This window comes from Nocardioides sp. S-1144 (assembly GCF_005954645.2).
Classification (GTDB): domain Bacteria; phylum Actinomycetota; class Actinomycetes; order Propionibacteriales; family Nocardioidaceae; genus Nocardioides; species Nocardioides dongxiaopingii.
Window position 1 is genome coordinate 254,658 of sequence record NZ_CP040695.2, and the last position, 18,836, is coordinate 273,493.

21 protein-coding genes are annotated in these 18,836 nt (G+C 75.6%); 11 read left to right on the forward strand and 10 right to left on the reverse strand.

The window, feature by feature from the left end:
• Nucleotides 1-8: 8 nt before the first annotated feature.
• From FE634_RS01280 to FE634_RS01290, 3 genes are all read right to left on the reverse strand, one after another.
• Nucleotides 9-1,157, reverse strand: coding sequence for a CDP-glycerol glycerophosphotransferase family protein (locus FE634_RS01280; RefSeq protein ID WP_138874864.1), 1,149 nt, complete (start codon nucleotides 1,155-1,157; stop codon nucleotides 9-11).
• A gap of 104 nt (nucleotides 1,158-1,261) precedes the next feature.
• Nucleotides 1,262-2,350, reverse strand: coding sequence for a hypothetical protein (locus FE634_RS01285; protein WP_138874865.1), 1,089 nt, complete (start codon nucleotides 2,348-2,350; stop codon nucleotides 1,262-1,264).
• Nucleotides 2,350-2,742, reverse strand: a complete 393-nt coding sequence (locus FE634_RS01290; protein WP_138874866.1) for a hypothetical protein — start codon at nucleotides 2,740-2,742, stop codon at nucleotides 2,350-2,352. The genes FE634_RS01285 and FE634_RS01290 overlap by 1 nt, the downstream gene beginning before the upstream one ends.
• 128 nt (nucleotides 2,743-2,870) lie before the next feature.
• Between FE634_RS01290 and FE634_RS01295 the strand changes: the two genes are divergently transcribed.
• Both FE634_RS01295 and FE634_RS01300 read left to right on the forward strand, forming a co-directional pair.
• The gene (locus tag FE634_RS01295; protein WP_137292921.1) at nucleotides 2,871-3,755 is read left to right on the forward strand and encodes an aldo/keto reductase; all 885 of its coding nucleotides are present in this window, start codon (nucleotides 2,871-2,873) and stop codon (nucleotides 3,753-3,755) included.
• Nucleotides 3,756-3,803: 48 nt separating this feature from the next.
• Entirely contained in the window at nucleotides 3,804-4,166 is a 363-nt protein-coding gene (locus FE634_RS01300) for a MerR family transcriptional regulator (RefSeq protein ID WP_137292920.1), read from the forward strand.
• Nucleotides 4,167-4,217: 51 nt separating this feature from the next.
• Here FE634_RS01300 and FE634_RS01305 read toward each other — a convergent pair whose 3' ends face one another.
• Nucleotides 4,218-4,682, reverse strand: coding sequence for a VOC family protein (locus FE634_RS01305; protein WP_137292919.1), 465 nt, complete (start codon nucleotides 4,680-4,682; stop codon nucleotides 4,218-4,220).
• Nucleotides 4,683-4,732: 50 nt separating this feature from the next.
• Nucleotides 4,733-5,083, reverse strand: a complete 351-nt coding sequence (locus FE634_RS01310; RefSeq protein WP_262347532.1) for an MmcQ/YjbR family DNA-binding protein — start codon at nucleotides 5,081-5,083, stop codon at nucleotides 4,733-4,735.
• 67 nt (nucleotides 5,084-5,150) lie between these two features.
• Between FE634_RS01310 and FE634_RS01315 the strand changes: the two genes are divergently transcribed.
• Both FE634_RS01315 and FE634_RS01320 read left to right on the forward strand, forming a co-directional pair.
• On the forward strand, nucleotides 5,151-5,951 hold the full coding sequence (locus tag FE634_RS01315; protein WP_138874868.1) for an HAD-IIA family hydrolase: 801 nt from the start codon (nucleotides 5,151-5,153) through the stop codon (nucleotides 5,949-5,951).
• 135 nt (nucleotides 5,952-6,086) lie between these two features.
• Nucleotides 6,087-7,244, forward strand: coding sequence for a cysteine desulfurase-like protein (locus tag FE634_RS01320; protein WP_148240271.1), 1,158 nt, complete (start codon nucleotides 6,087-6,089; stop codon nucleotides 7,242-7,244).
• Nucleotides 7,245-7,318: 74 nt separating this feature from the next.
• On the opposite strand, the gene FE634_RS01325 is transcribed toward FE634_RS01320, so the two are convergent.
• Nucleotides 7,319-8,524 (reverse strand): amino acid deaminase/aldolase, encoded by a 1,206-nt coding sequence (locus FE634_RS01325; protein WP_138874869.1) that lies wholly within the window; start codon nucleotides 8,522-8,524, stop codon nucleotides 7,319-7,321.
• Here FE634_RS01325 and FE634_RS01330 point away from each other — a divergent pair.
• Entirely contained in the window at nucleotides 8,523-9,842 is a 1,320-nt protein-coding gene (locus FE634_RS01330) for a D-arabinono-1,4-lactone oxidase (RefSeq protein ID WP_138874870.1), read from the forward strand. The two genes, FE634_RS01325 and FE634_RS01330, sit on opposite strands and share 2 nt — an antisense overlap.
• Before the next feature lie 34 nt (nucleotides 9,843-9,876).
• Here the strand turns inward: FE634_RS01330 and FE634_RS20865 are convergent, their stop codons facing one another.
• Complete coding sequence (locus FE634_RS20865) at nucleotides 9,877-10,050, reverse strand: hypothetical protein (protein ID WP_170981481.1); 174 nt, start codon at nucleotides 10,048-10,050, stop codon at nucleotides 9,877-9,879.
• A gap of 204 nt (nucleotides 10,051-10,254) precedes the next feature.
• Between FE634_RS20865 and FE634_RS21765 the strand changes: the two genes are divergently transcribed.
• Both FE634_RS21765 and tpx read left to right on the forward strand, forming a co-directional pair.
• Nucleotides 10,255-11,640 (forward strand): lytic murein transglycosylase, encoded by a 1,386-nt coding sequence (locus FE634_RS21765; protein WP_187366795.1) that lies wholly within the window; start codon nucleotides 10,255-10,257, stop codon nucleotides 11,638-11,640.
• Between the two features lie 47 nt (nucleotides 11,641-11,687).
• Complete coding sequence (gene tpx / locus FE634_RS01340; RefSeq protein ID WP_137292912.1) at nucleotides 11,688-12,179, forward strand: thiol peroxidase; 492 nt, start codon at nucleotides 11,688-11,690, stop codon at nucleotides 12,177-12,179.
• A 125-nt stretch (nucleotides 12,180-12,304) separates the two neighbouring features.
• On the opposite strand, the gene FE634_RS01345 is transcribed toward tpx, so the two are convergent.
• Nucleotides 12,305-13,198 carry a LysR substrate-binding domain-containing protein gene (locus tag FE634_RS01345; RefSeq protein ID WP_212721513.1) on the reverse strand — a complete coding sequence of 298 codons (894 nt, stop codon included), beginning with the start codon at nucleotides 13,196-13,198 and terminating at the stop codon, nucleotides 12,305-12,307.
• Between the two features lie 76 nt (nucleotides 13,199-13,274).
• Between FE634_RS01345 and FE634_RS01350 the strand changes: the two genes are divergently transcribed.
• Nucleotides 13,275-14,255 (forward strand): SLAC1 family transporter, encoded by a 981-nt coding sequence (locus tag FE634_RS01350; RefSeq protein WP_138874871.1) that lies wholly within the window; start codon nucleotides 13,275-13,277, stop codon nucleotides 14,253-14,255.
• Here the strand turns inward: FE634_RS01350 and FE634_RS01355 are convergent.
• Nucleotides 14,238-15,827, reverse strand: coding sequence for an adenylate/guanylate cyclase domain-containing protein (locus FE634_RS01355; RefSeq protein ID WP_262347533.1), 1,590 nt, complete (start codon nucleotides 15,825-15,827; stop codon nucleotides 14,238-14,240). The two genes, FE634_RS01350 and FE634_RS01355, sit on opposite strands and share 18 nt — an antisense overlap.
• A gap of 101 nt (nucleotides 15,828-15,928) precedes the next feature.
• Here FE634_RS01355 and FE634_RS01360 point away from each other — a divergent pair, with 101 nt between their 5' ends.
• The 3 genes from FE634_RS01360 (at nucleotide 15,929) to FE634_RS01370 (ending at nucleotide 17,704) form a co-directional block, all read left to right on the forward strand.
• Nucleotides 15,929-16,687: a lytic murein transglycosylase gene (locus FE634_RS01360; RefSeq protein ID WP_137292909.1), complete on the forward strand. Its 759-nt coding sequence runs from the start codon at nucleotides 15,929-15,931 to the stop codon at nucleotides 16,685-16,687.
• Nucleotides 16,688-16,772: 85 nt separating this feature from the next.
• The gene (locus FE634_RS01365) at nucleotides 16,773-17,213 is read left to right on the forward strand and encodes a PGPGW domain-containing protein (protein WP_138874872.1); all 441 of its coding nucleotides are present in this window, start codon (nucleotides 16,773-16,775) and stop codon (nucleotides 17,211-17,213) included.
• Nucleotides 17,210-17,704, forward strand: coding sequence for a PGPGW domain-containing protein (locus FE634_RS01370; protein ID WP_137292907.1), 495 nt, complete (start codon nucleotides 17,210-17,212; stop codon nucleotides 17,702-17,704). Before FE634_RS01365 ends, FE634_RS01370 begins: the two co-directional genes overlap by 4 nt.
• 10 nt (nucleotides 17,705-17,714) lie before the next feature.
• Here the strand turns inward: FE634_RS01370 and FE634_RS01375 are convergent, their stop codons facing one another.
• A complete protein-coding gene (locus FE634_RS01375) occupies nucleotides 17,715-18,818 on the reverse strand; it encodes a DNA glycosylase AlkZ-like family protein (protein WP_138874873.1) in 1,104 nt (367 codons plus the stop codon).
• Nucleotides 18,819-18,836: the final 18 nt, after the last annotated feature.

The window sequence follows — 18,836 nt, forward strand, 5'->3', positions numbered from 1 at the left end:
CCGCTGGGTCAGGCGATGATCGCGTCGCCGTCGTGGCGACCGGTGACGGCGCCGAGGAGCCGGTCGCGGCGCGCCGCGAGGGCGGCGACGGCGTCGAGGAAGCGGGTGGTGCTGTCGCCGACCTGGAGGTCGTCGAAGTAGTGGTGGCGCATCGCGACGCGGGCCAGGTGGTGCTCGTCGTGCTCGAGCCGCGCGGCCACCAGCGCCGCGAGCCCGGCCACGTCCTCGTCGTCGACGACGTCGGCGCAGCGGCTGACCGGCACGTCCTGGCGCAGCCGGTCGGCGTCGCGGTGGCGGTCGGTGAGGAAGATCGGCTTGTCGGTGCACAGGTAGAGCCAGTCGAGGCCCACCGACGACACGTCGGTCACCATCGCGTCGCAGTCGGGCATGATCGCGAGGATGTCGCCGCGCTCGATCGCGACGTGGCCGGCGGTCGGGTCGGCGGCGTCGGCGGCGGCCACGATCCGCAGGATCTCGCGGTGCGCGGCCCGCACCGCCGTCGTCGGGGTCGTGACGACCTTCGGGTGCGGCTTGTAGACGAACCGCGAGCCGGGCACCGCGAGCAGCCCGCGGGCGATGTCAGGGCCGATCGTGTCGACCGAGGTGTAGTCGTTGTAGTCGGCGTCGCCCTCCCACGTGGGCGCGTAGAGCAGGGTGCGCCGCGTCGAGGGAGCCAGCACCGGCTCGGGACGCAGGTCGAGCTGCGGCCGCCCGACCCGCACCAGGCGGCGGGTGTCGAACTCGAGCAGCCCGGCGACGTGTCGCTGCACGGCGGCCTCGCCGGCGACGAAGACCCGGTCGTAGGCCTTCGCGTTGTTGCTGGCCATCGACTGCTTGTCGCTCTCGCCGTGGTTGACGTGCGCGTGCAGCCGGCGGCCGTCGATGAGCGACTGGAAGTTGAGGATGGAGTTGTTGCAGTAGAGGACGACCTTGGCGTCGAGCTCCTCGTAGAGCGCGGTGAGCTCGGGGAACGACGGCGCGCGCAACACCGGCAGGCTGGTGCGCGGCGCGATCACGTCGGCGGAGTCGGGGTCGCGCAGCACGATCGTCACCGGGTGCGTGCGGTGCAGCACCTCGAGCACGGGCAGCCACTGCACGAGCTGGTAGGTGCGCGTCGGGTCGTCGGCGTAGTAGGCGATGACCGCGACCTGTTTCACGCCGGGATTCTACGGCCTGGGGTCCTGCCCCACGGCGCCGTCCCGGAAACGGCCCCGGCCGACCGTCGTCGTGGTCGACGCCTGCTGGGTCGTCCGCTGAGCGATCACCTCAGGACGTCGGGCGCGGACTCGTCGTCGAGCCAGTCGCGGCCGTCGTCGTGCAGGTCGCGGTCGCGGGCGCCCGGCTTGCGGTCCTTGCCGCCGCGACCCCGGCCACCGGCGCCTGCGGCGCCGGCCCCGGCTCCCGCGCCGCCGCTGCGACCGAGCGTGCCGGCCGAGCCCGTCGGGCCACCGGCACCGATCGGACGGACGGCCCCGGCGCTCCCGGGGGTGCCGGCGACGGGTGCGGCGCCCGCCGCCGAGCCGGCCATCGGGGCCATCGGGGCCATCGCCCCGACCGCACCGGGTGCGGCGGGTGCCGCCGCGCCCACGGCGCCGGCGGCACCGCCGACGACACCGGGTGACACCCCGGACGCCAGGGACCCCTGCGGGGCTCCGGGGGCCAGGGACGACGGCCCCTGGGCGGTGCCCGGGGTGGTGAAGTCGGCGGGGTCGTCCCAGTCGGGGCAGTGCGGGTGGACCGGGGTGACCGGGGTGACGACGTGCGGGCCGTCGACACAGACGCACGGGCTCGCGCCGCAGCGCGGGCAGCCGTCGACCGTCCGGCACTGGCACGGGTCGGACCCGCAGCGCGGGCAGCGCATGGTCGGCGGCGGTGGGGGAGGCGTCGTCGGTGCCTGGATCGGCACCGAGCCGCGCGGCTCGTCGGCCCGGATGGACTTCATCACCGCGATGCCGTGGCGCAGCGCGGCCTCCTGCGAGTCCGAGGTGCTGGCCGCGGCGTGGTCGCGCTCGACGACGTGGGCGCCGTCGTCGGGCAGCCGGCCGTCGATGTCGCGCTTGCGGTTCTTGGCCGACTTGGTCTCCTCGGCCAGCTCCGCGAGCGCCCGCGAGCCGCGACGCAGGTCGAGCGCGCCCTCCTCGAGCACCGCGGCGAGGTCGAGGAACGCCGCCCGCAGCGCCGGGCCGGTCTGCCCGCCGACGTCGACGGAGCTGATGCCGCGTCGCACGTCGGCCGAGGCGTTCTTGAGAACCGCCGCGCAGCGCGCCCAGTCGTCGGCGTGCCGCTCGATGCGGAACGGGTGGGGTCGCTCGACCAGCTCGTGGAGCCGGCCCTCGTTCGCCCCGCCCATCAGACCGCTCCGTCGATCGTCGCGACCCGGCCGTTGATCTGGTCGAGGTAGCCCTGGATGGTGTCCTCGACCCGGTTCAGCTCGTCGCGGTAGGACTGCAGCGACCCCGCGTGCTCCTCGAGCGCCTGGACCGAGGACAGCAGGGTCCGCAGGATCCGCTCGTGGGCGCCCAGCGTGTGGCGCGCCATCCGCTCCGGGAGGTGCCCGCCGCCGAACAGGTCACCCTCGACCTGCCGGGGGATGGACCCGCCGACGTCGCGCACGGTCTCCTCGACCAGGGCGATCAGGTAGCGGACGTCCTCCTCCTCGAGCCGGATCTCCTGCTGGCTCTGCTCGTACGGAGTCGTGGGCGACGGGGGGACCGCGACGGTCGGCGGGGTGGGACTGGTCATGGGCTGCTCCTCCTCGGGGCGTGCGAGGGCGACCTACCCCCACCCGCGGCCCCACAAACGACGCGGACGCCGTCCTCGTCGCGGGCGCCCGGTTCCACGCCTGGGTCCGGTCCGGTAGACCTGGACCCGTGAAGACACGACACATCGGCAACGACACCGTCGGGCGCCTCGAGGTCGGGGCCGTCGGCCTCGGCCTGATGACCTTCGACCAGACCGGCACGCAGCCGCGCGAGCAGCTCCTCGACACCGTGCGGGCCGCGCTCGACGCGGGCGTCACCCTCTTCGACACCGCCGACGCCTACGGGCCCGCCGACGAGCTCGGAGCCGACGCGATGGGGGCCAACGAGCGGCTGGTCGCGGGGATCCTCGACGAGCTCGGCGTGCGCGACCAGGTGGTGCTCGCCACCAAGGGCGGGCACACGCGCACCGGCGACGGCGGCTGGGACCTCGACTCGTCGGCGTCCCACCTGCACGCGGCGGTCGACGCCAGCCTCGGCCGCCTCGGCGTCGAGCAGATCGCGCTGTGGCAGCACCACCGGCCCGACCCGAAGGTCGACTACGCCGCCGTGATGGAGACCCTCAAGGACATCGCTTCCACGGGCAAGGTCGCGCGGATCGGGCTCTCGAACGCCGACCCCGAGCAGATCCGGCTGGCCCACGCGGTGCTCGGTGATGCCCTGGTGAGCGTGCAGAACCAGTTCTCGCCCGCCTTCCGGTCCAGCCGTCCCGAGATCGACGTCTGCGAGGAGCTCGGCCTGGCCTTCCTGCCGTGGAGCCCGCTCGGCGGCCTGCGGAGCGCGAAGGGCCTGGCCGAGGAGCACCCGGCCTTCGCCCGGGTCGCCGAGGCCCGCGGGGTCAGCGCCCAGCAGGTGGCCCTGGCCTGGGAGCTGGCCCAGTCGCCGGTCGTGATCCCCATCCCCGGGGCGAAGCGGCCCTCCTCGATCCAGGACTCCGCCGAGGCCGTGCACCTCGAGCTCACCGCCGACGAGCTCGCCGCGCTCGACGCCGACTGAGCGCCCGCGACCGGCTCCCGGCCCGGGGGCCGGTCGTAGGCTCGTCCCGTGCGGATCGGTGAGCTCGCGGCGGCGACCGGGGTCAGCGCGCGCTCCCTGCGCTACTACGAGGACGTCGGGCTGATCGGGTCGACCCGGGCCCCCAACGGCTGGCGGCGCTACGACGCCGGCTCGGTGGCCCGGGTGATCGAGATCCAGCACCTCTTCGCGGCCGGGCTGTGCAGCACGACGATCGCCACGCTGCTGCCGTGCCTGACCGCGCCGGCCGCTGAGCGCACCGGCCTCCTCGAGCGGGTGCTCGAGGAGGAGGTCGAGCGGCTCGAGCAGCGTCGGCGCGACGTCGAGCGCGAGCTCGAGGTGCTCCGTGCCCTCCGGGAGCAGACGCTCGAGCGCCCCGGCCCCCCCTCCTGAGGAACCGGCAGGCTCGGGGTCGGTCGCGGCTCGCGTCGGTCGTGGGTCGGGTCAGTCGCGGGTCGCGTCGGTGGCGAAGCCGGCGCCCCCGGTGCGCTCCTCCGGCGTCTGCGTCTCCTCGAACACGGTGATCTGCTGGTCGGCCGGGGCGTCGAGGCGGGCGTTCAGCGACCGCCACGGCGTCAGGACCGGGCCGGCCACGTGCCGCGCGCCGGCCGCGACCAGGCGGGCCGTGGTGGCGCCGGCGTCGTCGACCTCGAACGCGAGCCGGATCGCGGCGGTGCCGCCGTCGGCGACGTCCTCGACGGCGTCGATCGCGCGGCGGTGCGCCGGCGAGGCGAGCTCCAGCGTCGCCCGCCCGGCCTCGAGGATCGCCACCCGGTCCTCCCCGCCGGTGGCGAACGCCGCCGACTCCGGCAGGCCGAGGGCGTCGCGGAAGAACGCCACGGCCTCGTCGAAGTCGGGGACCTCGAGGACCACCCGCAGCTGTCGTACCCGTCCCTCGTCGCTCGTCATGACGCCAGGATCCCTCCTGAAACCGGTGTGAGGTTCCAGTGCGCGGTGGCTCAGACCGGCAGCCGGTCCGAGCGGTCGGCCACCAGCCCGGCCGCGGCCGTGAGCCGCCACGCCTCGAAGGTGAGCTCGGCCAGCTCGTCGCGCTCGACGCCGTCGAGGTGGACGACGACCCAGCCGAACGCCCCGGCGGTGAACTGCACCTCGAACACCTCGGGGCGCTCGGCCACCAGGGCCAGCTGCTCCGACAGCTCCTGCTTGAGGCCCACGGTCCGGGTGGGCTCCCACAGGTAGCCGAAGGTGTGCCCCGACACCTGGAGGCGGTGGTAGCGGGCGTGGTCGGTGCGGACGACCTCCGGCAGCTGGTGCACCAGGTCGAGGAAGTCGGCGATCCGGGACGGCACCGGTCCATGATGACGCCCACACCGACGCAGACGTGCCGTTCGGGGTGAGGGGGACCAGACTGGGGTCATGACGACGCGGGACATCACGACCTGGCTGACCGACATGGACGGCGTCCTCGTGCACGAGGAGGTGCCGATCCCCGGTGCGACCGAGTTCATCGACGCGCTCAAGGCGTCGGGCCTGTCGTTCCTGGTGCTGACCAACAACTCGATCTACACCCCGCGCGACCTGCGCGCGCGGCTCCTCGGCAGCGGCATCGACGTCCCCGAGAACGCGATCTGGACCTCGGCGCTGGCGACGGCGCAGTTCCTGGCCGAGCAGCGCCCGCACGGCACGGCCTACGTCGTGGGCGAGGCGGGACTGACCACGGCGATGCACGACGTCGGCTACGTGATGACCGACCGCGACCCCGACTACGTGGTGCTCGGCGAGACCCGCACCTACTCGTTCGAGGCGATCACCAGGGCGATCCGGCTGATCGCCGCCGGCGCCCGGTTCATCGCCACCAACCCCGACCCGAGCGGGCCGAGCCAGCACGGCCTGCTGCCCGCGACCGGGTCGGTGGCCGCCCTGATCAGCACCGCGACCGGCCGGACGCCGTACTTCATCGGCAAGCCGAACCCGCTGATGATGCGCAGCGCCCTCAACCGGCTCGACGCGCACTCCGAGTCGACGGTGATGGTCGGCGACCGGATGGACACCGACATCATCAGCGGCCTGGAGGCCGGCCTGCGCACCGTGCTCGTCACCACCGGCTCGACCCGCCCCGAGCAGATCGAGACCTTCCCGTACCGCCCGACCCAGGTCGTCGACTCGATCGCCGACCTGGTCGCCCTCGTCGGCACCGACGTCGAACCGCAGGACTGACCCCGAGCCTCGCCGAGTCGGCGTTCGGGTTGAGCGCGAACGCCGACTCGGCGTCCTCTGACTTGAACCGGGCGCCGACTCGGCGTCCCGTGACTTGAACCCGGCGCCGACTCGGCGCTCTGGCAGGCTGCGCGCATGACGACCTACGACGTGGTGCAGGTGCGGAGCGCGTTCCCCGCGCTGGCCGACGGGCTGGCGCGCTTCGACGGCCCGGGCGGGTCGCTGGTGCCACGACAGGTGGCCGACGCGATCGCGACCGCGATGTCGTGGGGGATGTGCCAGCGCGGCTCGCTGACCGAGCCCGAGCGGCGGGCCGAGGAGACCACGGTCGGCGCGCGTGCGGCGATGGCCGCCCACGTGGGCGCCGACCCGCGCGGCGTCGTCTTCGGCCGCTCGATGACGGCGCTGACCTTCGACCTGGCGCGCACCCTCGCGCAGGGCTGGGGTCCCGGCGACGAGGTGGTGGTGACCCGGCTCGACCACGACGGCGACATCCGGCCCTGGGTGACCGCGGCCGAGCGGGTCGGCGCGACGGTGCGGTGGCTCGGCTTCGACCCCGTCACCGCCGAGCTGGACGACGTCGCGACCGTGCTCACCGAGCGCACCCGGCTGGTGGCGGTCACCGGGGCGTCCAACCTGTTCGGCACCCGGCCCCCGGTGCGGGCGGTCGCGGAGGCCGCGCACGCCGCCGGCGCGCTGGTCCACGTGGACGCCGTCCACCTGGCCGCGCACGCCCCGGTCGACCTGACCGCGCTCGGCGCCGACTTCCTCACCTGCTCGCCGTACAAGTTCTTCGGGCCGCACCTCGGCGTGCTGGCCGCCGACCCGGCGCTGCTCGAGACGCTGCAGCCCGACAAGCTGCTGCCGTCCAGCGACGCCGTGCCCGAGCGCTTCGAGCTCGGCACCCTGCCCTACGAGCTGCTCGCCGGGGTGAGCGCCGCGGTGGCCTTCATCGACTCCGTCGGCGGCATGGCCGCGATCGAGGCCCACGAGGACGGCGTCCTCGCCCGGCTCCTCGACGCGCTGGCCGCGCTGCCGCACGTGCGGGTGCACGGCAGCCCCGCGCGCCGGACGCCGACGCTGCTGCTCCACGTCGACGGCCGCACCGGCGACGAGGTGCGCGTGCACCTGGCCGGGCAGGGGATCGTGGCGCCGAACGGCAGCTTCTACGCCCTCGAGGCCTCCCGGCACGCCGGCCTCGGTGACGACGGCGGCGTCCGCGTCGGGCTGGCGCCGTACACGACCGACGGCGAGGTCGACCGGCTGGTCACCGCCCTGGCCGCCCTCGCCTGACCCCCCAAACCCCCGCTGACCCGTCAGTGATCAGCGACGGGTCAGCGGGGGGTGGGGGTCAGCGGGGTTGGGGGCTAGAGGAACGTGCGGCCCTCGCCCCGGTAGGTCGGGACGACGTCGACCAGCGCGGCCTCCGGGTCGCCGGCCACCAGGTGCAGCGTGTCGACCCGCTCGCACAGCTCGCCGGCCTTGGCGTGCCGGAACCACACCCGGTCACCGAGGCGGAGCCGTCCGGCCGCGGCGCCGCGCAGCGGGGTCTGGACCTCGCCGGCGCCCTCGGAGCCGAGCATCGCCAGCCCCGCGGGGTAGGTCGGCACCGGGAGCCGGTCGCGCCCGACCGGCCCGGAGGCGATCCAGCCGCCGCCGGCGACCGTGACCAGCCCGGGGCCCGGACGCCGGGTCACCGCGAGGCCGAACAGGGCCGCCGGCACCGGGTCGAAGGAGTCGTAGCCGTCGAACAGGGCCGGCGCGAACAGCCCCGAGCCGGCCGCCACCTCGGTCACCGACACATCGGCCACCGTCGTCTCGATCGAGCCGGTGCCGCCGCCGTTGACGAACGACAGGTCGGCGACCTCCCGGACGGCGGCGACCACCGCGCCGCGGCGCTCGGTCAGCTCGGGCACCGAGGCCCGCTTGAGCCCGCGCACCGCGAGGCCCCTCAGCCGGTTGGCCGGCCGGTCGGCGAGCCCGGCGACCTGGCCCTCGTAGGCCATCAGCCCGACCAGCGCGAACGCCGGGTCCTCGCCCACCGCGCGGGCCAGCGCAACGGCGTCGGCGACGGAGTGGACCGGCGAGCGCCGCGGCCCGAGGTGCACCCGGCTGCCGGTCAGCCGCTCGGCCACGCGCAGCGACGCGTCGAGGTCGAGACAGACCCGGATCGGCACCTCGACCTCCCGGACGACGCTGCGCACCAGGTCGAGCGACTCGACCGAGTCGACCATCAGCGTGACCCGCTCGAGCAGCACCGGGTCGGCGGCCAGCTCGCGCAGCGCGTCGCGCTCCGCGGTCGGGTAGCCGACGACGACGTCCTCGTGCTCCTCGGCGAGCCAGAGCGCCTCGGTGAGGGTGAAGGCCAGCACACCGGCGTACCCCTCGCGCGCGAGGACGCGGTCGAGCAGGGCCCGGCAGCGCACCGACTTCGACGCCACCCGGATCGGCGTCCCGGCCGCGCGGCGGGCCAGGTCGGCGGCGTTCGCGTCGAAGGCGTCGAGGTCGACCACCGCCACGGGTGCGTCGAGGTGCTGCGTCGCGCGCTCGATGCGGGCATGCTGGCTCGTCATGAGGGCGAGTCAAACGGTGGGCACGAGCTGGCGCAACTGGGCCGGCAACCAGTCGGCGTCCGGGATCGAGGTCGTCGCACCGCGCAGCGTCGAGGAGCTGACCCGGTTCCTGGCCGACGCGACCGCCACCGGACGACGGGTGCGCCCGATCGGCAGCGGTCACTCCTTCACCGCGATCGGCCGGCCCGACGACGTCCAGCTGCGCCTGGACCACCTCGACCGGGTGCTGCGCGCCGACGCCGCCACCGGGCTGGTCACCGTGCAGGCCGGCCTCCGGCTCAGCGCCCTCAACCGGGCGCTCGACACCCTCGGGCTGGCGCTCACCAACCTCGGCGACATCGAGGAGCAGACCTTCGCCGGGGCGATCTCGACCGGGACCCACGGCACCGGCGCCCGCTTCGGCGGCATCGCCACCCAGGTCCGCGGTCTGGTGCTCGCGCTCCCGGACGGCTCCACGCTGACCTGCACCCCGACCGAGAACCCCGAGGTGCTCGCGGCGGCGCGGGTCGGGCTGGGCGCCCTCGGGGTGCTGACCGAGGTCACGCTGCAGACGGTGCCGGCCTTCGGGCTGCGCGCCCGCGAGGGCGGGGGCCGGGTCGAGGAGACGATGGAGCGCTTCGACGCCGACGCCGACGCCACCGACCACGTCGAGTTCTACTGGTTCCCCCACACCGACCGGGTGCTCACCAAGCACAACACCCGGGTGCCGGTCGACGACCTCGAGCCGCTCGCGCCGCTGCGCGGCTGGTGGGACGACGAGCTGCTGAGCAACACCGTCTTCGGGGCGCTCGTCGGCGCCGGCAGCCGGGTGCCGGCGCTGGTGCGACCGCTGGCGAGGGTGTCGGCGGCCGCGCTGTCGCCACGCGAGTTCAGCGACGTCTCGCACCGCGTCTTCACCTCGCCGCGGCGGGTGCGCTTCGAGGAGATGGAGTACGCCGTCCCGCGCGAGCACGGGATGGACGTGCTCCGCGAGCTGGTCCGCGTCGTGGGGCGCAGCGACTGGCGCGTCGCGGTCCCGGTGGAGGTGCGGGTGGCCGCGGCCGACGACATCACCCTCTCGACGGCCAGCGGTCGCGACACCGTCTACGTCGCCGTCCACACCGCGCCGGGCAGCCCCGACCGGGCGGCGTACTTCGCGGCGCTCGAGGCGATCGCCGCCGAGGTCGGCGGCCGGCCGCACTGGGGCAAGCTGCACACGCTCGGTGCCGACGACCTCCGGGCGCGCTACCCGCGCTTCGAGGAGTTCCTCGCCCTGCGCGACCGCCTCGACCCGACCCGCACGCTCGACAACCCGCACCTGGCCCGGGTGCTCGGCTGACGTCCTCGCGCGGCCGGGTCAGCCTGGGGTCGGGTCAGTCGCGACCGGACACCGGCACCCGACCGGCGTCGCCGTCGTCGGGCGGCGACGGCAGGAGCAGGGTGCCGAAGACGAGGGCGGCGATCGCGGACGCCGTCACCACGACGTCGCGGACCGGTGACGGCCGCTGCGCGGGAGCTCGACCGGGCGCGTGCTGGAAGGTGCTCACGTGGAGAAGGACGCGGTGGGAGGCCGCGAGGTTGCCCTGACGGCCGGATCCCATCGGCCACGGGCGTCACACATCTCGGTGAACTCTCGGCTCATCCGGTGACTTCCGGTGAAACCGTCAGGCATCCGGTGGTCTAATGATCTGTGTCGCGGGGCACATCCACGACACCCCCCACCCTGACCACCATCCAGAGGACCACGCGAGATGACACGCAGGACGACGCGAACTCGGCGCGTCGCGACGGCAGTCCCCCTCGCCCTCGTCTCGGCGGCCTGGACCACGCACCTGGCCAGCGCCGGACCGACCGGCGCCAGCGCCGCGGTCTCCTCGACCCCGTCGTCGACGACCGGCCAGCTGCCCGACGGCTCCGCGATGCCCGGCGCCCCGGTCGAGTACCCCGCCAGCCTCTCGCAGCCCGACTCGGCCACCGACGCCAGCGGCGAGGACTTCACCGGGGTGGTGCCCGCCGTCTCGACGGGTGAGATCCCCTCCGCGGCGCTCGCCGCCTACCAGCGCGCCGAGACCGTCATCAACGCCGCCGACCCCGGCTGCCGGCTCAGCTGGCAGCTCGTCGCCGCCGTCGGCCGTGTGGAGTCGAACCACGGCCGCTTCGGCGGCAGCGCGCTCGGCGCCGACGGCGTCGCGACGCCCGCGATCGTCGGCCTGCCCCTCAACGGCCGCAACGGCACGGCGCTGATCGCCGACACCGACGCCGGCCAGTACGACGGCGACCCCACCTTCGACCGGGCCGTCGGGCCGATGCAGTTCATCCCCTCGACCTGGGCCGTGGTCGGGGTCGACGCCGACAACGACGGCATCCGCGACCCGCAGGACATCGACGACGCGTCGCTGGCCGCCGCGGTCTACCTCTGCTCCGGCGCCGAGGACCTCTCGCAGACGCCGGGCCAGCGCGGCGCGGTCCTCCGCTACAACCACAGCAGCTCCTACGTCGACCTCGTGCTGTCGATCATGGACGACTACCTCGCCGGCAACTTCGGCACCGGCCCGTCGCCGTCGGTCTCGGCCGGCTACGTCGACACCTCGAGCACCGCGCCGGCCGTCGTCGGCCCGCCGCTGCCCGAGGGCACCCCGACCCTGAGCCTCGACGGCTTCGGCGACGACGACGACGTCCAGGCCGTGGGCGAGCTCGCGCCGCTCCCGACCGCCGTCGGCGAGCCGACTGACGTCGGCGGCGGCGCCGGCGAGCCGGCCACGCCCGAGGTCCCGACCGACCAGCCCGGCGAGGAGCCCACCGGCGAGCCGTCCACGCCGCCCACGGGTGAGCCGACCGGGGAGCCGACGGGCGAGCCCACCGGGGAGCCGACGGGCGAGCCGACCGGGGAGCCGACCGGGGAGCCGACCGACGGGCCGACCGAGCAGGTGCCCACCGAGGCGCCGCTGCCCGACCCGACTCCGCTGGAGCCGATGGCCTTCGAGGACGCGGTCGAGGTGTGCGCGCTCGACCCCGAGCTGGTCGACGACCCCGACCTGGCCGACGACGACTTCGACCTCTGCGTCATCGACCTCGTCGGACCGACCCTGGCCCCGGCCGACAGCAGCAGCCTCGACGCCGGTCGACAGGACCGCTGAGCGGTCCGGTCCGAGCCGACGTCGCGCCGGCTGCTAGACATGGGGCCATGGCCTCTACTGCCCTCGGCGGCAACCCCGTCCACACCATCGGCGAGCTCCCCGCGGTCGGCTCCAGCGCCCCGGCGTTCGCCCTCACCGCCTCCGACTTCAGCGAGGTGACGCTGGCCCCGGGCACGCGCACCGTGCTCAACATCTTCCCCAGCGTCGACACCGGCGTCTGCGCGGCGAGCGTGCGCCGGTTCAACGAGCTCGCGGCCGGTCTCGCCGACACCACCGTCGTCTGCGTCTCGGCCGACCTGCCCTTCGCCCAGGCCCGCTTCTGCGGCGCCGAGGGCATCGACCAGGTCACCGCCGCCTCCTCGTTCCGGTCCTCGTTCGGCACCGACTACGGCGTCCTGCTCACCGACGGCGGGTTCGCGGGCCTCCTGGCCCGCGCCGTCGTGGTGGTCGGCGCCGACGGCTCCGTGCTCCACACCGAGCTGGTCCCCGAGATCGGCACCGAGCCCGACTACGACGCCGCCGTCGCCGCCCTCGGCTGACTCCGCCCCGAGCGGCCCTGCGTGGTCCGTGGGCGCCAGATCCGCGCAATTGCCGATGATGGCTCGGTCGTGGCGCCGCGAGCTGGCCGATCCGCGGCAATTGCGTGGATCTGGCCGGTCGGGACCTAGCCCCGCGCCGCGATCGCCAGCAGGTCGCGGACCGGGCCGGCGGGGGGACGACGTCCGCCGACCCAGGTCGCGGTGAAGGACCGGTTCAGGGCGAGCCCGGTGGTCGGCACCTCCACCAGCACCCCGGCCTCGACGTCGCGGGCGGCCGCGCGCCGGCTGACGAACGCCGGCGGGCCGCCGGCGGCGACCGTGGCCAGCACGGCGGCGGTCGTGGTGAGCGCCGAGTCGGGCTCGACCGGGTCGGCGCCCGCCGCCCGCAGCGCCTGCTCCCAGACGAGCCGGGTCCCGGAGCCCTGCTCGCGGCTGGTGAGCGGGCGGACGGCGACCTGCGCGGCGTCCAGCGGACGCCGGCGCCGGGCCCACGCGTCGGCCGGCGAGGCCACCAGGGCGAGCTCGTCGGAGCCGACGACGGCGGTCGCGAGGCCGGCCAGGTCGCCGGCGCCCTCGACGAAGCCGACGTCGGCCTCGCCGGAGCGGACGGCGGCGACGACGGCCTCCGAGTTGGTCGCCCGCAGCGACGCCGAGATCGCGCGCTCGAGCCGCAGCCGCACCAGCCACCGCGGCAGCAGGTGCTCGGCGACGGTCATCGAGGCGTGCACGTGCAGCTCGCGCGACCGCTCGTCGCGCAGGGTCCGCAGCGCCCCCTCGACCTCCTCGGCGCGCTCCAGCAGGTCCGCGCTCCACTCGACGAGCAGCCGGCCCGCGGCGGTGACGGTCGAGCCGGACGTCGCCCGCTGCACCAGCGTCAGGCCGGTGAGGGTCTCCATCGAGCGCAGCCGCTCGGAGGCGGACTGCTGGGAGATGCCGGCCTCCCGGCCCGCGGCGCCGATGCTGCCGAGCCGGGCGACGTCGGCGAGCAGGCGCAGGGACGGCAGGTCGGGCAGGGCCACGTCCACAGGCTAGCCCTGTGGCGGCACAACGACGCGGCCGCTACCGCCCGTGGACGGCGTCGGCGAGCCTGGAGTGGTGCCCCTCCTCGCCCCCCGTCCCGTCCGGTCGCCCGTCCGGTCGCCCCGCCGGTCGCCCCGCCGGGCCCGGCCGGTCTCCCGCGCCGCCGTCGTCGGGCCGGCGTGGTTCACCCCCGTGATGGGCACCGGCGCGGTCGCGTTGGCGCTCGACGTCCGCCCGCTGTGGGACGCCGCCGCGGCGCTGCTGGTCGGGCTCGTCGTGCTGACGGCCGGGCACGCCCGCACCTTCCTCGACCACCCCGTGCAGCGGCACTTCCTGGGCGCGGCCGCGATGGCGCCGATGGTGGTCGGGGCGGGGGCGCCGGGCGTGCCGCTCGCCGCGCTGCTCTGGGCGGCGGGCACGGCCCTGGGCGTGTGGACCGCCGTCGTCGTGCCGCGCCGCAGCGCCGGCACGCCCCTGGCCGACGTCGGGCCGTGGTGGCTGCTGCCGGTCGTGCCGCCGGTGGTGTCGGCGGCGACCGGGGCGGTGCTGGTGCCGCGGCTGCCCGACGGAGGACGCCTGCCGGCGCTCCTGCTCTGCCACGCGCTGCTGGTGCTCGGGGTCCTCGGCGCCGGGCGGGTGCTGGTCGTCCTCGCGCGGCGCGTCCTGCGGCACGGGTTCGGCCCGGCCGCGATCGCGCCGGCCTGGCTGGTGGTGCTGGGCCCGCTTGGCCAGTCCGTCACCGCCGGGCACCACCTCGGGGAGCGCTCCGGGCTCCCGTGGCTCGCCACGCTCACGGCGTGCGTCGGGGTGCCGGTCGTCGGTGCCGCGCTGGCCTGGCTGGCGGTGGTCGCCGTCGTGGTGGTGCGGGCCCGGCCGCCGTTCACGCTGGCGTGGTGGTCGGCGACCTTCCCGGTCGCGACGGTCGTCACCGGGGCCGCGGCGCTCGGCTGGGCGCCGGTCGCCGGGGTGCTCCTCGTCGTGCTGGTCGCGGGCTGGGTGGTCGCGGCCGGCGGCACCCTGCGGGGCCTGCGCGACGGGTCACTCCTGCGCGGCTGAGAGCACCGACACCTCGGTCGGCTCCGACCGTCCGCGCAGGGTGACCGCGCCGTGGTCGCGCCAGTGCCCGGCCTCGTCGCCGCGCGCCGCGGCGACCGCGGCCCGGGCCACGAGGACCCGGCCGGGCTCGTCCTTGGCCAGGTCGGTGAGGCGGGCGGCGCAGTTCACGGCGTCCCCGACGACGGTGTACTCGAAGCGGCTGCGGTGCCCGACGTTGCCGGCCACGACCTCGCCGGTGGCCACCCCGATCCCGGCCCCGACCTCGGGGACCTCCTCGGCCAGCCGGCGCGCCATCGCCCGGGCGGCGGCGAGCGCGGCGCCGGCGTCGTCGTCGAGCTCGACCGGTGCGCCGAAGACCGCGAGCACGGCGTCGCCCATGAACTTGTTGACCAGCCCGTGGTGCCGGTCGACCTCGTCGACGACGACGCCGAAGAACCGGTTGAGCACCTCGACGACGCCCGCGGGGGAGTGCCCGGCCGCGTAGGCCGTGGAGCCGACCAGGTCGACGAAGAGCACGGTCGCGGTCCGGGTCTCGCCGCCGAGCTCGGCCGGCCCGTTCGCGCCGGCGGCCGCCGCGGCGGCCGCGACCTCCCGGCCGACGTGGCGGCCGAACAGGTCGCGCAGGTGCTCGCGCTCGCGCAGCCCCGCCACCATCTGGTTGAACCCGGACTGCAGCAGGCCGAGCTCGGTGCCGTCGTAGACCGGCACGGCGCGGTCGAGGTCGCCCTGCTCGACGTCGAGCAGCGCGTCGCGCACCGAGAGCACCGGGGCGACCACGGAGCGGGCGTTGAGCACGGTGATGAACAGCCCGAAGACCAGCACGACGCTGCTGATGACGAGGGTGGTGACCGCCAGCCGCGTCAACGACGTCTCGGTGCCGGTGAGCGCGAGGAGGGCCAGGAGGACCAGTCCCAGCACCGGGACCCCGGTGCCGAGGCACCAGAAGATGACCATCCGGGTCCCGACGCCCACCCCGCGCGGACCCGCGCTGACCTGCTCCGCCGCGAGGGCGCGGGCCGCGAGCGGGCGCATCGCGAACTGGGTGAGCAGGTAGGCCACGGCGCACACGACGGCGGTCGCGATGCTGACGGTCGCGGCGGTCGTCAGGGCCCGGGAGGGCTGGAGCAGCACCGCGAGGGCGGTGAAGAGCAGCACCGCGCCGCCCCACAGCGCGGCCTGCATCGCGGTGAGCCGCACGGGCACCTCGAGCGTCCGCTCCCGGTCGCCGGGGCCCGGCGCCGCCCCCACCATCGCCCAGCGGGTCGCGCGGAGGGTGGTCGTGGTGCCGACCGCGACACCCACGACGACCGCGAGCGCGACGTAGACCGGCGCGGCGACCACCAACGACAGCACCGTCCCGCGGTTGGGTGACGGCGCCGGGACCACCACGCTCGAGACGACCACGACGACCCCGGCGCCGATGAGGTGCGTCGTGACGAGCATGGCGGTCAGCAGCAGCTGCACCCGCACGCGCAGGGCGCGCGCCGACTGGTCGACGGGACCGAGCAGGCGCGAGCCGAACGGGCTGACCCGTCCGCCGCGACCTCCACGCGTCCCTCGTCCATGCTTCACGTCGGCGAGCCTAGGGCGCCCGGCCCGCACCGGTGGTGGGAGAATGGCCGTGCTCCCTTCCCCAGCCTCCAGAGACGTGCCGACCCGATGACCCCCCGCCCGTGACCGACCGCCCCCTGCGGACCACGGTCCTGCTGCTCGTGGCGCTCGTCGCCCTGACCGGCGGCGCCTACGTCGCCCACCAGCGCCTGTACGCGAGCCCGCAGGTGCGCGACCTGACGCCACCGCCCGGGGAGCTCGAGGCGGCGCCGCCCGACCCGCCGGCCGCGGCCGTGTCGGGCACGGCGCAGGCCGACGTCCCCCGGGTGGACCCGGCGTGGCTGGCGCGGGTCGCCGGAGTCACCGGGATCGAGCCGTTCGCCCTGGAGGCCTACGCCCGCGCCGAGCTCGCCGCACCGGACGGCTGCGGCGTCGGCTGGACGACGCTCGCCGGCATCGGGTGGGTCGAGTCGCAGCACGGCACCATCGGCGGGCGCACGCTGGGCGCCGACGGACGCTCGTCGTCGCGGATCCTGGGGCCGGCGCTGGACGGGTCGGGCGCCTTCGCCGCCATCCCGGCGACGGCCGCGTCGACCCAGTGGCACGCCGACCCCCTCTGGGACCACGCCGTCGGGCCGATGCAGTTCATCCCGACGACGTGGGAGACCTGGCAGGTCGACGGCGACAACGACGGCGTCCGCGACCCCAACGACCTCGACGACGCCGCGCTGGCCGCCGCCGAGTACCTCTGCGCCGGCGGCCGGGACCTCACCAGCGGGGCCGGGTGGACCGAGGCGGTCCTCAGCTACAACAACGCCCGGGTCTACGCCGTCGACGTGCACGCGGCCGCCACGCAGTACGCCGCCGGCGCCGACTCCTGACGCCCGACTCCTGGCGCCCGACTCCTCACCCGGCGTTCGCGGTCTCGTCGTCGGGGGTTCGTCCGGGTCGGGCAGCCTCGCGGCCATGCGGACGCGGCTGCGACGCGCGGGCTGGTCCGCGCTCGGCTGGACGCTGCTCGCGGTCGGCGTCGTGCTCTTCCCGCTGCCCGGGCCCGGCCTGCTGCTGATGGTGGCCGGGCTCGCCGTGCTCGCCGAGCAGCACGCGTGGGCGGCGCGCCGGGTCGACGCCCTGCGGGACCGGGCGCTCGCCGGCGCCCGGCGCGGCGTCTCGACCCACGCCCGGGCTGCGCTGTCGCTGACGGTCTGCGCCGCGCTCGCGGCGTCCGGGCTGCTGTGGGTGTGGGCGCCCGACCAGCCGTCGTGGTGGGTGCTGCCCGCGTGGACCTGGCTGCCGGGTGGGCCGTGGACCGGTGTCGGCCAGGTGGTGTCGGGACTGCTCACGCTGGCCCTCGTCGGGTGGGCCTACGCGTGTCGCTTGACCCGCTCTGGGATGCTCGGGTCATGAAGGCGGCCAAGCGCATCGGAGTCGAGGCCGTCGGGTGGCTGCTGCTGGTCGCCGGCGTGGCCGCGCTGATCCTGCCCGGCCCCGGCCTCCTCATGGTCTTCGGTGGTCTCGCGATCCTCTCCCAGCAGTACGAGTGGGCCGAGCGCCGCCTCGACCCGATCAAGTACCGCGCGCTCAAGGGGGCGGCCGAGTCGGTCGAGACCCCCTTGCGGATCGCGTTCTCGGTCGTCGGCGTCCTCTTCATCACCGCGTGCGGCGTCCTGTGGATCGTCGGTCCGGAGCAGCCGGGCTGGTGGCCGCTGCCCGACTGGTTGTGGCTCACCGGCGGCGTCGGCACCGGCAGCACCCTGCTCGCCTCCGCGGTCATCGCGGTCGCGCTGCTCATCTACTCCTACCGCCGTTTCCACGGCAAGCCCGAGGCCGTCGCCGAGCTCGAGCGCGACATCGACGAGGCCGACCGGGACTACCGCGAGATCCAGCACCGCGACTGACCGGGCCGCCTCACGGCAGCTCCGGGACCAGGCCCAGCCAGTCGGCCAGCGCCGCCACCTCGTCGTGCACGGCGGCGCGGGTGCCGGCGTCGAACGGCGCGTCCTCGTGCACCGCGGCCACCCGGAGGACGCCGGCGTCGCGATCGGCGGCGGCGTCGAGCTTGCCGACGAGGCGGTCGCCGTGGAGGACCGGCATCGCCCAGAAACCCCAGATCCGCTGGGTGACGGGCTTGTACATCTCCAGCACGTAGTCGAACTCGAAGACCTCCGCGAGCCGCCTCCGGTCGGCCACCAGCCGGTCGAGCGGGGAGAGCAGCGCGGTGCGCGGGGCGGCGTCGTGGTCGAGCAGCGACGCCTCGACGCGCCAGGCGCCCTTGACGCCGTCGACGACCGCGGGGACGCCGGCCGCGCCGACGCCGTTCGGCTCGACCGGCATCTTCGGCGAGCGAGCGCGGGCGATGCCGAGCGAGCGGAGCCGCTTCTCGTCGCGCAGCCGCTCGGCCTCGGCGACGTCGGGGACCGGGTCGTCGGGGTAGATCCGCTCGGCGAGGTCCCAGAGCGTCTCGCGGCCCTGCTGGCCGGCGCGGGCGACCTCGCCCCGCTCGACCATCTGCGCGAGCAGCATCTTGACGTTCTTGTCGTTGTTCCAGCCGGTCGAGGGCCACGGCACCTCGCAGGTGTCGTCGAGCGCCGACGCCGGCAACGGCCCGTCCCCCCGGAGTACGGCGAGGATCTCGCGGCGGCACGCGTCGTTGACCGCCACCCACTCGCGCACGCTCACCTGCCACGGCCGCCACGGCTCGGGTCCGGGCCACCGCGCCATGTCGGCGCGGTAGAGCGCCAGGTCCTCGGCGGGTCGCGCGAGCCCGTGGTGCACGACCAGGGCCTGGCTGTCGACGAGGTCGCGCAGCACGGCCGGGTCGTGGTCCGCCCCGATCCGGCCCCACAGCACCAGGTCGGCGCTCGGCGCGACGGCGTTCGTCGCGTCGAGCTGCACGAACGTGAGGTGGCGGACGACGTCCAGCACGTCGCTCGGCCGGTCGGCCGTCAGCAGCTGGGCGCGCACCGCGACGCGTCGTGCGTCGGTCCGGGACAGCTGCACCGGCGCGACCATGCGCGACAGCCTAGGTCG